14 protein-coding genes are annotated in these 13092 nt (G+C 43.0%); 8 read left to right on the top strand and 6 right to left on the bottom strand.

Annotation, left to right across the window (positions count from 1 at the left end):
- Positions 1–9: 9 nt before the first annotated feature.
- Positions 10–765: a helix-turn-helix domain-containing protein gene (locus tag ACEN8J_RS13915; protein ID WP_069011193.1), complete on the bottom strand. Its 756-nt coding sequence runs from the start codon at positions 763–765 to the stop codon at positions 10–12.
- 228 nt (positions 766–993) lie between these two features.
- Between ACEN8J_RS13915 and ACEN8J_RS13910 the strand changes: the two genes are divergently transcribed.
- The 4 genes from ACEN8J_RS13910 (at position 994) to ACEN8J_RS13895 (ending at position 3150) form a co-directional block, all read left to right on the top strand.
- Positions 994–1872, top strand: a complete 879-nt coding sequence (locus ACEN8J_RS13910) for a radical SAM/SPASM domain-containing protein (RefSeq protein WP_049816948.1) — start codon at positions 994–996, stop codon at positions 1870–1872.
- Positions 1873–2106: 234 nt separating this feature from the next.
- Positions 2107–2286, top strand: coding sequence for a hypothetical protein (locus ACEN8J_RS13905; RefSeq protein WP_029516636.1), 180 nt, complete (start codon positions 2107–2109; stop codon positions 2284–2286).
- A gap of 32 nt (positions 2287–2318) precedes the next feature.
- On the top strand, positions 2319–2657 hold the full coding sequence (locus tag ACEN8J_RS13900; RefSeq protein WP_495593589.1) for a hypothetical protein: 339 nt from the start codon (positions 2319–2321) through the stop codon (positions 2655–2657).
- A gap of 10 nt (positions 2658–2667) precedes the next feature.
- Positions 2668–3150 (top strand): ABC transporter substrate-binding protein, encoded by a 483-nt coding sequence (locus ACEN8J_RS13895; protein WP_495593587.1) that lies wholly within the window; start codon positions 2668–2670, stop codon positions 3148–3150.
- 206 nt (positions 3151–3356) lie between these two features.
- On the opposite strand, the gene ACEN8J_RS13890 is transcribed toward ACEN8J_RS13895, so the two are convergent.
- The 4 genes from ACEN8J_RS13890 to ACEN8J_RS13875 form a co-directional block, all read right to left on the bottom strand.
- On the bottom strand, positions 3357–4493 hold the full coding sequence (locus ACEN8J_RS13890; protein WP_495593585.1) for a DcrB-related protein: 1137 nt from the start codon (positions 4491–4493) through the stop codon (positions 3357–3359).
- A 111-nt stretch (positions 4494–4604) separates the two neighbouring features.
- Positions 4605–4994: a DUF4183 domain-containing protein gene (locus ACEN8J_RS13885; protein WP_341039171.1), complete on the bottom strand. Its 390-nt coding sequence runs from the start codon at positions 4992–4994 to the stop codon at positions 4605–4607.
- Positions 4995–5082: 88 nt separating this feature from the next.
- Positions 5083–5895 carry a DNA alkylation repair protein gene (locus tag ACEN8J_RS13880; RefSeq protein ID WP_165145308.1) on the bottom strand — a complete coding sequence of 271 codons (813 nt, stop codon included), beginning with the start codon at positions 5893–5895 and terminating at the stop codon, positions 5083–5085.
- A 76-nt stretch (positions 5896–5971) separates the two neighbouring features.
- Positions 5972–6646 carry a Crp/Fnr family transcriptional regulator gene (locus ACEN8J_RS13875; RefSeq protein ID WP_029516642.1) on the bottom strand — a complete coding sequence of 225 codons (675 nt, stop codon included), beginning with the start codon at positions 6644–6646 and terminating at the stop codon, positions 5972–5974.
- 206 nt (positions 6647–6852) lie between these two features.
- On the opposite strand from ACEN8J_RS13875, the gene ACEN8J_RS13870 reads away from it, so the two are divergent.
- The 4 genes from ACEN8J_RS13870 (at position 6853) to ACEN8J_RS13855 (ending at position 11999) form a co-directional block, all read left to right on the top strand.
- Positions 6853–7935: an ankyrin repeat domain-containing protein gene (locus ACEN8J_RS13870; RefSeq protein WP_029516643.1), complete on the top strand. Its 1083-nt coding sequence runs from the start codon at positions 6853–6855 to the stop codon at positions 7933–7935.
- A 407-nt stretch (positions 7936–8342) separates the two neighbouring features.
- Positions 8343–9089 (top strand): DeoR/GlpR family DNA-binding transcription regulator, encoded by a 747-nt coding sequence (locus ACEN8J_RS13865; protein WP_029516644.1) that lies wholly within the window; start codon positions 8343–8345, stop codon positions 9087–9089.
- 2 nt (positions 9090–9091) lie between these two features.
- Positions 9092–10003 carry a 1-phosphofructokinase gene (pfkB, locus tag ACEN8J_RS13860; protein ID WP_029516645.1) on the top strand — a complete coding sequence of 304 codons (912 nt, stop codon included), beginning with the start codon at positions 9092–9094 and terminating at the stop codon, positions 10001–10003.
- A gap of 67 nt (positions 10004–10070) precedes the next feature.
- The gene (locus ACEN8J_RS13855) at positions 10071–11999 is read left to right on the top strand and encodes a PTS fructose transporter subunit IIABC (RefSeq protein WP_029516646.1); all 1929 of its coding nucleotides are present in this window, start codon (positions 10071–10073) and stop codon (positions 11997–11999) included.
- 153 nt (positions 12000–12152) lie between these two features.
- On the opposite strand, the gene ACEN8J_RS13850 is transcribed toward ACEN8J_RS13855, so the two are convergent.
- On the bottom strand, positions 12153–13028 hold the full coding sequence (locus ACEN8J_RS13850; RefSeq protein ID WP_069012183.1) for a LysR family transcriptional regulator: 876 nt from the start codon (positions 13026–13028) through the stop codon (positions 12153–12155).
- Between the last annotated feature and the right edge of the window lie 64 nt (positions 13029–13092).

Raw genomic sequence — 13092 nt, 5'->3', positions numbered from 1 at the left:
CTCCAAGATTTATTCTACTTTGACTTGAATTTCATATTGTAGCTTGTTATTGTCGAACATCGAAAGATAAGATTTTTCTACTAGAATGATCTTGCTTTGGCAGTTATATTGGTGATGAGCTACATATCGTTCCATTTGTTTGATCTCATAATCAATCTCAGGTTCTTCAATGACGGAAAGATGCTTATAAAGATAGTTGCCTTCTTCCAGAATATAGTCAGCCACATCCGCCGTTTCATAACACAGCTTCAACTGTCCAGCATCAGGCAAGTAATGCATGTCATTTTCAAATAATCGAGGTGGGGCAGGGCGGTGTTCAAATAGGTTTCCGGCAGTGAACTCTTGACCATTCTCCAATGCAAACCATAGCTTTAAATGACGGGGACCTAATCGTTTGACTTGATACTCATCGCCCTGCTGGGTCCGATTATTATATTCTTCTAACACTTTGTGAATAAACTGTTCATGCATCTTTAAGTTAGCTATTTCAGCTTGTACTTTTTGCAACGAATGCTCTAAAAGCTGGTTATAATCATCGGCAGCATAGGAAGTCATACATTCTTGAATCTGACCGACAGGGACATTTAATTTACGTAGTAATAAAATATGCGATAGCTGATAAATCTCATGAAGCCCGTACATCCGATATTGATTTTCTTCAGTATGTGATGGATAGAGGATTCCCTTTTCTTCAAAATATCGCAGTTGATGTACAGATACATTCATAAGCTGAGCAAGCTGGCTGATCGTAATGTGTTCTTTCAATGAGAGGACTCCTTACTGATATTTGAATAACTCCACTATAAACCTTAGGTCAGACCTAGGGTCAATAGAAAATATCAAACAAATCTTGGATAGGCGTAGGTGTCGAGCATTTGATGCCCACACCAAGGGGGAGACTGGAGAGTTTACCTGTCGGTGATAACCCGTTATAATCATAAGATTAGTGAGCATAAACAAGATGCTCAGGATGAAGGTTAGAATGGGGAAATCATGTTGAAAACTTTTAAAAAGGTATACATTGAGATAACGAGCATTTGCAATCTCGCATGCAGCTTTTGTCCTCAAACACAGCGTGTCAAAAAATTTATTGATCCGGAAGTTTTTCGAAATGTGCTTGATCAGGTCAAACCACATACAGATTATATCTATTTGCATGTAAAAGGAGAGCCGTTGCTCCATCCGAAAATTGATCTTTTACTGGAAAGTGCTCATGAGAAAGGCTTAAAGGTCAATATTACCACTAATGGTACCTTGCTGCCGAAGACCGAACATAAGCTGCTTGGGCAACCAGCGCTGCGTCAGATGAACTTCTCTCTCCATAGTTTTGACGGACATGAAGGCTCCGTGGATCGAGAAGGATATTTGGGTAATATCTTCACGTTTGTAAGAGAAGCGGTGAAACACAATGTCATTATTTCGTTCCGTCTCTGGAACTTGACTGAAGATAATTTGACTAATGTGCAGCGTCAGCGCAACCGGGAAACACTTGAACGACTGGAGCAAGAGTTTGGACTGGACTATCGGATTGAGGAAAAGGTGATACCGGGTAGTGGGGTCAAAATTGCACCAAACGTTTATTTGAATCAGGACCACGAATTTGAATGGCCGAGCCTCAGTGCCCCGGAAGATGACGGAAAAGGCTTTTGCCATGCACTCCGTAGCCAAGCAGCGATATTGGTGGATGGAACGGTGGTCCCTTGCTGTCTGGATGGAGAAGGTGTCATTAATTTAGGTAACGTGCATGAGCAATCTTTTTCCGACATTGTGGAAGGGGAGCGTGCAAATCGTCTGTACTTCGGGTTCTCCAAAAGAGAAGCGGTAGAAGAGTTATGCCGAAAATGCGGGTACCGCAAACGATTTGGAACATAGTCATACAGGTAGAGCTTTAATCGACAGTAGAATGAATCGCAAGAAAGATAGCCCTTTTGCAGGGCTTTTTTACTTATATTTTGATATATACATAATTAATGGTTTTAAACTGTTCAGACGAAGTTGGATATATTCGATTGCTTGTGAGAATGATTATCAATTATAATAAATTTAATTCTGATAGGACGGAATAAGAATTGAAGGAACGGTTTGGATGGGGGCTGAGCGGTAGTAATGAAGTTGAACGATCACATTTTGCTGTGGAATCATGTTTTTATACAGGTGATGGATGTTCGTCATAGGAAGATCGAAAAAGGAGAGGAGCTTCGAGCCTATCGACTTCCTGCCAGTGCGTTCTTATATGCCGTGCGTGGAAGCGCACGGGTACGGTTGGATACAGTATTCACAGGATAGAGCGTTTCCATGTACTGCATGGCGGAAAAGGAATGTGCCTGAGTATCCTAGCGGAGGATGTGCTTGAATATTACATCATTTTGTACAGGGCGACGTTGGCCCTGCCTGATCGCAAAGAGATAGCACAATTGCTGGAAAAGGAAAATCCCTTTCAGAATCAGTATGCTTTCGCACCACATTACCCGCTGTCCCTGTACGAGAAAGTGAAGCTGTTGGAGCAAGAATGGCCTGGAGCTTCTGGACTTGGCAAACTGCATGTTAAAGCCTTGTTTCATCAATTTGTATACGAGTTGTTGCAGCAGTTGTATTGGCAGGGCATCGAACCTCTTAAGCCCGACCTTGTATCGCAGGCTCATGCACGGAAGAGTTAAAATAACGGCCATGATGATTATGCTGTGTTTATCATTGATGCTGGGAGCTTGCTCGGCTCCGACGAATACAAATGGAAGTTCGCAAACGAAGGCTAATCATACAGCGACAACATCCAACAGCGATGGACAAGCGGCAGTGCAAGCACTGGATAAATTCCGTAGAATCAGTGAAATCTTTGGCAAGCAGAAAGAAGCCGAGCAGTGGATTACTGAATACGAGAAGAAAGCTGCAGAGGCCAGAATGAAAATTCAAGGTATCGTTAAGGACGGAGAGACGGTTTCAATTGTACAAGTCGCCAATAAATCGATATATGTTTTGGCAGCGAAAGGCGGCAATTACGGAAGTCCGACCATTTATCAGATGCTAAAGCTGCCACCTACCAAGAAGGCATTGAATATGAAAGAAGGATTTGAAAATATTTCACTTGAGGTTTTACCCGAGTATATGGGAGATCACATCTTTGTATACGGTTCAGAAGATGAAGGGGGCTAATCAGATTCTGCATAGTGAGCTATGGAAAGGCCTTCAGCTGGATACCATAGTTAATCTCTTATTAGCCCACAAAAAATAAAAGGATGTACAAGTAACATCTCCTATCTAAACAAGGGGAAGCTTTTAGAATTTCAAGCTGTGATAGTCATATAGACAAAATCCGCTTAACACAAAGATTCCTAAGTGTTTGGCGGATTTTATCATGTCTATATTTCTTCTTCTCTGTATGTTTTGGTGTATCTTTGAAATTCAGATTTTTGATTATCGTAATAATCAGCTCTCGTCCAAAAAATAATTTGAGAGAATGAGTCAGAATGTTCCAAATAAGTGATTAGATATACAATTTTTACTTTATCACTCTCTACCCATACTTCGTATTGCAAGCCTTGATTCCCGTTTATATTGACCTTTACTGGTCCTGTCGAAATAATCCCTTTTCCAGACCTTTTGAGTACTAATTGAGCTGAAAACTCAGCGTAATCTTTTAATGTGATCATTGAGGATTTCTCATACGGCAGTTCAGATTTCCAATCCTTGATGATCGTCATGTATGCATCGTTTTTTTCATACCAAGCTTGAATTAGCGCATCTGGATTAAGAATTAAACCAGTCTTCCATATATAAGGGAGACGAATTTGTTGCGTGGCATCTTCACTTTTAAATGTTTTCAAAATAGTTGTTGAGCGAAGGTCTGGCTTAACTTGTGAGTCGCTTAAGACTTTCAAGGAGCTGGCTATAGTTGCAAATTCGTGATGTTGTTCTACTGCAGAGCCTCCCCTTGAATAGATTAATACTTGAAGATAGTGCTGCTTACTCTCTAACATGGCACTGAAGTAATAGACCTGTTGGCCATTGTATTTCCCGCTATAATCGGCTGTTCTGGCGGTTGTGGAATCAATCTGGATTGGGGTAGTATCCACAGCCTTAAAGTTTTCTAGGCCCAATGCGGAGATTTCTTCACGTTGCTGTACGAATTCGTCGAGCGTCATATTATTTGCAAAAGCTGACTTGGGGACACGGAAAACCAGACCTACATTCTTTTTTTCTTTGTCACAAACACTAAGCACCGAATCCAGTTGTCCCTGTTTAAATTTACGCCAGCCAGCGGGAATGGCAAGAGCCACAAGATCCTCATCCGAGGTAACGGTATGAGGCAGCGACTCTGTGACGGGTAGAACAGGCTGACTTTCTTTGTCTACAACTGTTGTACTATGAGCCGCATTGTCTACATCAGAATTTGTTTGGACTGCAGTTGCAGCATTTTTTGAGGTGCAGCTGGTAAGCATGAGCACTGCGATCAGTGCAATAACATAAAATCGGAAATGCACAAAATTGAATTTCATGGAAATAACTCCCTCTGTTTCATATTTACAAAGGAAATTTTACCCTTTTATAAAATTATAAAATAGAGGCGTTTGTCCTGTTTTACGTAGCTCAGTCGCTTATGGTAGTCGTTACTGAACATTGTTGACAGAGGTTGAGGAGGCACTAGAGTTGAAATTAATAACTTCAACGACTACTGTCGCGCCAACAATCAGGCCTGTATTTATAATTAGGTTTGTAGCAGAAAGCGTTGTTAAGCCGCCTCGCTGCAACGTCCCATTTACAAATACATTGTAGTATCCGCTACTGGTCGGAACAACAAGACTGTTTGCCGCGACTGAAGTACCACTATCATTCGTGAAATTTTGTGCTGGGATAGTGGTCACTCCACCTAATATATTACCAAGCACGACAATAGCTGTGTAACGATTAACCACTGGAGTGACATTGATACTTGTTGTGATAGCAATGTTTCCAGATACGATACTGTCTGCTTCCAGATAGATTTGAATAATAGACATAGGAATTCCTCATTCCTAATACTCCAGATAAATATAATAGTTTATGTGAATACTCTAGATATGGATTGGATGGGGAGGAGTCTTCTAATTATTTCTCTTTGTTCAAGCTTCTTTGGGCCCGGGTTACTATTCGCTTCGTTTCTTTAGTATCCGAAGCCATTAGCCATGCATTACAAACTTGAAGAACCCATTCCGGGTTGGTTTTGCTGGCATCATTCAACCAATTGCCAACGGAGTCCTGGACATATTTGACCGGATCGGACTGAACAGCCTTCAAGAGAGGAAGAGCCAACTCGGGATGTTCTTTTAGTTCAGGGATGTGCTTGGCCCAAACGCCTTGTGGCCGGGTTAATTCAATGGCAAAACGACGTATGTTAGCATCCTCATCTCGCACCCAACTGTCTAACAGGGCAAGCCCTTCAAGCAGTTGCAAGGATATGGATTCTCTCACGGCCATCCAGGCTATTTCACGTACTCCGAAATGGGAATCCGCTGCAAAGGGGCGAATGCCAGCCAATTTTTCCTCTACACTTAAACAGGGATCAACCCCGATGATGTAGGCAGCCCAGCAGCGAATGCTGTCTGAAAGATGCGAGGCCATCGCATCAAAGATGCGAATACGTTCTTCTATCGCTTGTTGCTCAAACACATGAAGCCACGCTCGCGCGATTGCGGGTATCATTTTCATGATCTTCTTTTCCTTCAGCTCATTCAATTCGGTCAGGAAGACATCGAATGATTGCTGCAAGTCAAATTCATCAAGAGTATTTTGCAATAGTACAACATGATCGACAGCCAGCCATTCGGTGAGATTCGCCGTCTGAAGCCGCCCCTGCTGTAGCAGCTGAAGCACATCACTAGGAATATCTGACCCTTTGCGAGCACCTTTTCGTTGTAACATTTCATCCACTCCATATCGTAAATTGTCTGATAGGTATACGATACTTTTTTGGGGTGGAGTATAGATGTAATGTAGTTTACAACTTCACTAACTTTTCGCGATGGATGTAAACCGTCTTAAAGCCGGTTTTAATGACCTTTTCTTTGACAAGCTCCTGAAGAGCAGCTGTTACAGCCTCACGGGTGGCCCCGACCAGATTCGCAATTTCTTGATGAGAGAGAGGGAAATTGATTTTGCAATACTCATCACGGCTTTGGAGGGCGAACTGATCGGACAATTTCAGAAGAATATACAAAATTTTATCCTGTAAATTTCCCAAAGCTAAATGCTGGGCCAGACTGCTCATTCCTGAAATTCGGTCACTTAACACCTTGATCATGTTCATCATGAACCTGGGATGTTCTATTAAAAAATGCTCGAATCGGTCTTTGTCCATACGGCAGATATCGCATTCTTCTATCGTTTCTATATACATCTCCCTTGTTCCTAGTGAAATCATATCCATTTCACCAAATACATTTCCCTCGCGGAGGATATCCAAAGTAAATTGCTTCCCGTCAGCATTTAGCTTATATAGACGTACTTTGCCCTTTTTCACAAAATAAAGTCCCTCGGAAAAGGTCTCTGGAGTTTGTATAAAGTTTTTTTTCGGTATAGTCGTAATGGAGGTCATTTGATCCATTTCAATTAAATCTTCTAATGAGAGACTATGAAGCAAATTAAATTGGGACAAATATTGAATGCTATTCATATGTTCTCCTTTTCGGTTGCACAGGGTATACAGAATCATAATACAATTATAGCTTCTATAAGGTATTTTGACCTCTATTACTCACTTGTTTGCGATAGAGTGAATAATGAATTTTGGGGAATCTGTTGGATTTATATAAAAGAGAGGTTGGTATAAAATAGATATACATGATTAATAGTAGATACATAAAGAGTGAGGTAATAACCATGATTAAATTAAAAGATGTAGGCAATTTCAAGGTTCTTCCTGAGATAGCGATGCATATCGTTCAAGGCAATATATCCGCTTTACGCCAGGCGCTGACCGAAGGCTGGGATATAGAACAAGGGATCGTACTCAGCAAATATACGACATTAAGTCCACTGGATATTACACTCATAACTGGGCAAATGGAAGTCTTGAAGCTACTGGTCGATGAGGGGGTTCAACTTAATGTAAAGGATAATCCCGCATTCCTGACGGCTGTTCGCTATGGTACCGAAGAGGTTGTCCGTTATGTGGTCGCCCATGGCGCCAAGCAGGACGGTAAAAATCATGTCAAATCTGGTGCTTATGAGCAAGCCTACTACGGTAACAAAAGTAATATGCTGCTTATCCATGAGCTGGGCCTCGATATGAAGCAGCATGCTGGAGCAACACTCCGCAACGCAGTTAGTGAGCATGACTTGAAAACAGTAGCTTTACTATTGGAACATGGCGTAGATATTAATTTCAATGCCCCTAATATGGTATATCCATATAAAGCCACGCCTTTGACAGTGGCGGCGCGCAACAACGATTTTTCGATGGTGAAGTATTTGGTTCAACTAGGCGCTGATGTGACGCTGGCAGAAAAAGATGGAGAACGGGCATATACAATTGCACTAAGTAATAAAAACGTAGAAATGGCTGAGTATTTAAAGTCTGTAGAGCCTCCGGCATTTCATAATCTGGAAAATAAACGACATGCTTTGAAAAGCTACAAGCTTCCGAAGGATTTAATAGCCTTTCTGACAGGGAATCAACTCCGTGTGAACCTGCCAGAAAATGATCTTGATATTCAATTTGTTGAGTTCTTTTCAATTATCGATACGGTTGAGATGAAGGTAGGTCGGCAAAAGCTGTTGCGTCTGTCTCTAAACGTAGATAATTACTCGGATATTATATTGGTGTGGAATCCAAAGCAGAAGTGCCTGGGTTATTATGACGAGGAGCATCAGGAATATGCGGATGTGTGCAGCTTTGCTGAGTTTCTTGCACAGCCGGAAGATTATCTGGAGAAGATTATTGAGGGTGAATATGTATCATAACAAGGTGAGCCATGAATGCGGTATGCACGCAGTCATGGCTCTTGTTATTTTAAAATACAGCGCTAGTGTACACAGGTGCCTAATGCTCATCAGGAATGGTTACGTATGAGCTGAATGAGGTTTCAGGGAAATTGGGACGAATTGTGCGCATAATGGTAAAATAGTACTGATGGAAGCTTTAGAACGTTTTTGAACGTTTACTGCTGAATTCCTATGTAAGAAGAATGAATTTACATAAAAGTAGATGAATTTTCTTTAAAATGTAAACGCAATCATGTCGATTAGAGCGGGAATTCACCATTTTGTAAAAAAATGAAGTTGGAATGAATTTTTTTGAATCTTTTTGGAGAAAAATGATTGTTTTTTATTAGGTTTGTGGTACGATATAAACAGTTGGGGGAATGAAGATGCTGACGGAAGAAAGATACAAGTTAATAATACAGCGCTTACAAGAACGTGGTGTTGTAAAGTTGCAGGAATTGGCTGATCTGTTGGGAGCTTCTGAATCAACAATTCGGCGCGATTTGATAGATCTTGAGGGCCGTCAGTTGCTAAAACGGATTCATGGTGGGGCAACCTTACTGAATCAGAAAAGTCAGGAACCTGGCATGGAAGAAAAAACATTCAAAAACGTTCAACAAAAAAACGCAGTCGCCCGCATGGCAGCCAAAGAAATTTTGGATGGCGAATGTATTTATCTGGATGCGGGAACAACAACGATGGCGATGATTCCTTACATTGAAGCTAAAGACGTGACGGTCGTGACGAATGGTCTATCCCACGTAGAAGCACTGGTAAGTAAAAGAATCAGAAGCTATCTACTGGGAGGGATGATGAAAATTCATACCAAAGCCGTAATTGGCAGTATTGCCCTACAAAATTTAGACAATTTTCGATTCGACAAGTGCTTTTTAGGAACGAACGGGGTGGATATGGAAATGGGGTATACAACTCCTGATCCTGAAGAGGCGCTAATCAAGCGGCGAGCCCATCAGTTGTCAGGCAAAACGTATGTGTTGGCCGATTCCAGCAAAATTGGAGAAGTAACCTTCGCCAAACTGTTCGAGCTCAAGGAAGCTATACTTATTACCGAATCGATGCCAGAACGCTCACGCCGATCCATCGCTCAGAAAACTAAGATAATCGAGGGATAACAATGATATATACAGTAACGCTGAACCCTTCCATTGATTATATCGTGGAAGTTGACGATTTGAAGCTTGGTGATTTGAACCGGATGAAACGTGATTTGAAATTGCCAGGTGGTAAAGGAATTAATGTATCACGTGTACTAAACCAGCTGGGAGCAGATAGCACGGCGATCGGCTTTCTAGGAGGATTCACAGGCAGGTTTATCGACGATACATTGCGGGAAGAATCCATTAAAACTGATTTTGTAATGATCGAAGATGACACACGGATTAACATTAAACTCAAGCATGGCGATGAAACGGAAATTAACGGTTTGGGACCTGTGATTCGTGAGCAAGAGGCCGATGCGTTGGTGCAAAAGCTGGCCGCACTCCAGAAAAATGACATTGTCGTCTTGTCGGGAAGTATCCCGCCGTCACTTGGAGGAGACTTCTATGATCGGCTGATTAGCGTATGCCAGCAAACTGGGGCTGAATTCGTCATCGACACCACAGGTGAGGCGCTGATGAAGGCACTGGTTCATAAACCGCTGCTCATCAAGCCAAATCACCACGAGTTGGCTGAGTTGTTTGGCGTAACTATTCACTCAAAGGAGGAGATCGTCACTTACGGTCGTAAGCTGCTGGAAGCAGGTGCAAAAAATGTACTGATTTCCATGGCAGGAGAAGGGGCTTTGTTCATTACGGCAGATGAAGTGTATCACGCAAATGTACCAGCAGGAACGGTTAAAAATTCTGTAGGCGCAGGTGATTCAATGATTGCTGGATTCGTGGGTACGCTGGCTCTTCATGGCGATCCGATCGAAGCATTCCGTGCAGGAGTGGCATCCGGAAGCGCAACTGCGTTTTCCGATGATCTGGCTACTAGAGAGAAAATTGAACAATTACGGCCGCAAGTCACGATTTCAAAACGGTAATCCGGCTGCATCATGAGCTTATTATGCGTGTATCGACACGCTGACCGAACTTAGGAGAGTGTGAAAAATGAGAATAACAGACCTGATGATTAAAGAAACGATGATCATGGACCTGCAGGCGACGACAAAGGACGAGGCGATTGAGGAGCTCATCGCTAGTCTCGAAGCAAGTGGACGTATTAATGACCGTGCCTTGTTTAAAGAAATGATTTACAAACGTGAAGCAGAGTCCAGCACTGGAATCGGCGGCGGCATTGCGATGCCGCATGCCAAGACCAAAGCTGTGAATGAAGCGACTGTCGTTTTCGCCAAAAGCAGTAAAGGCGTAGAATTCGAATCGTTGGACGGTGAGCCGGCAAAAGTGTTCTTTATGATTGCGGCTCCAGAGGGAGCAGCAAATACGCATCTTCGCACATTGGCAGCCCTTTCCCGGCTCTTAATTGATACCGATTTTATCGGGAACCTTATGAAAACGCAAACACCGGATGAAGTATCTGTGTTGTTTGATACCAAGCAGGCGGAAGAAGAAGCTGCCAAAAAAGCAAAAGAGGCTAAGAAAGAGGCAGCCAAAGCGCAGCAAACGCCAGACGTTATCGTTGGCAATCCGAATTCTGACGAGTTTGTGGTTGCAGTGACCGCTTGTCCTACAGGCATTGCACACACGTTTATGGCTGAAGATGCTCTTATTAAGAAAGCGAAAGAAATGGGTGTAAATATCCGTGTAGAGACGAATGGCTCGGAAGGCGCACAAAACGTACTGACAGCGGATGAAATTCGTCGTGCCAAAGGAGTAATCGTCGCAGCTGACAAGAAGGTTGAAATGGCCAGATTTGACGGTAAACCTGTATTACAAAGACCGGTAAGTGACGGTATTCGTAAATCTGAGGAACTGATCCGCAAAGCGCTGAACGGCGATGCGCCAATTTATCGTAGTGAAGGTAAAGGCAGCGCTGAAGAGTCGAAAGCGGAGAAGAGCAGCGTAGGCAGCAAAATCTACAAGGATTTAATGAACGGTATTTCTCATATGCTACCATTCGTTGTAGGCGGGGGGATCTTGCTAGCCATTTCCTTCTTGATTGAACAGGTAGCGGGAGAAGATAATGTATTCTTCCAACTGTTACAAACGATTGGCGGCGGAACAGGTGCGTTCCACTTCCTGATTCCGATACTGGCCGGATTTATCGCGATGAGTATTGGAGACCGCCCGGCACTGATGCCAGGTATGGTTGGGGGTCTGATGGCTGTAAACTCCAATGCAGGTTTCCTTGGCGGTCTGGCAGCAGGTTTTCTGGCTGGTTATGTGGTGATCTTCCTGCGTAAAGCTTTTGCAGGTCTACCAAAAACGCTGGATGGTTTAAAACCAATCTTGTTATACCCGGTATTCGGACTCCTAATTACAGGCGCGATTATGTTCTACCTGTTTGATCCAATTTTCGGTGGTATTAATACGTGGCTTGTCAACGTTCTGAACAATTTAGGAACAGGTAATGCAGTTATTTTGGGTCTGATCCTGGGCGGAATGATGTCGATTGACATGGGTGGACCTTTCAACAAGGCAGCTTACGCATTTTCGATCGGTGTCTTTACTTCCAGTGGTAACACGAACGGAGCTATGATGGCGGCTGTTATGGCGGGCGGCATGGTACCTCCGCTGGCAATCGCATTAGCTTCGACGTTCTTCAAAAATAAGTTTACTGAGCAAGAGCGCAAGTCTGGCTTGACGAACTATGTACTTGGATTGTCCTTCATTACGGAAGGAGCCATTCCATTCGCAGCTGCTGATCCTCTGCGTGTCTTAACCTCTTGTATTGTAGGTTCAGCGATTGCTGGTGGTCTGACGCAGTTCTGGCAAATCAATCTTCCAGCTCCACATGGCGGAATTTTTGTAGCAGCTCTTGCCAATCATGCTTTGCTGTTCTTGCTTGCAGTGGTGATTGGTTCCGTAATTTCCGCGCTCATTCTGGGACTGTGGAAAAAACCGCTTGAAGCGAAATAACAGGTATGACAACAAGAGTATAAAAATAAAGAGAGGGCCACATTTTCTTAGGCCTTCAAAATAGTAAAGCCGCTAAACACCAGGTTTCTGAGTGTTTAGCGGCTTTTTCTTTATGCAAAGATGATATAACTTATTAGTAGTCTTGCATAGATGCTATAGCCTGCAAAGCTCCTTAACCAGCTGTATAAATAGCTTTCGGGCCGAAGACATATACTGCTGGTGATGGTTGTTTTGTAATAGTCCAACGGCAATATTAGGGTCTGTTAACTGGAGGGGGACGGTGACCAGTTCCTCCGGCAAAGGCATTGACGATAGAACCACTCCAACTGAAGGAATCGTTTTTACGAACGTGGGGATCGACGAGATTTGACTGACAGTATAAAAAAACGGCATCGACGGGAAGTGTGAAAGCTCTTTCTCCAGTCGTATATGGTACAAGCAGTTCTTACCTCCAACGATAAGCGGATACGCGTACAGATCTTCGAGCTGAAGCTCACTTTTTGCCGCGAAGGGATGATTACGGGACACAATAAAGGCGATGTGTTCGTGATATATGGATTCAAAGTGTAAGGAAGGAATGGAGTGAGGTTCCCCAGAGATAGCAAAATCCAGCTTACCATCCACCAAAGCATGTGCGAGTGCATCCGTGTTTCCAACTGTAAAATGACACGTAATATTCGGTTTATGCTCTCGAAACTGCTGCAGAGCCAAGGGGAGTAAGGTAGCCGCTACCGTTTCAAGCACACCGATATGGAGCGTGCCGATCTCCTCCTTTTTCAGCGACTTCGCCTGGTCCATTACAAAATTCCAATGCTGAATAAGTCCGTCTATCTCCTCGGCATATAGTTTGCCCGGGGACGTTAACTCCGCATCCCAACCCCTTTTAAAAAGTTGAAATCCCAGCTCTTTTTCAAGCCTCTGGATTTGGTTCGTGACTGTAGACTGAGCGTAGTTTAATTTAACAGCAGCTTTTGAAAACGTTCCTTCTTCGATTATGGTACGAAATGTAGTTAATTCTTTCAGATCCACGCTTGCTCATCTCCATCGATGAAATTGAATATATTTATGATTATTTTCAATTATACAGATGAAG

This window comes from Paenibacillus sp. Paensp38, from assembly GCF_059491915.1.
Note: the sequence above shows the minus strand (reverse complement) of the source record. Positions and strands in the feature narration are given on the sequence as shown.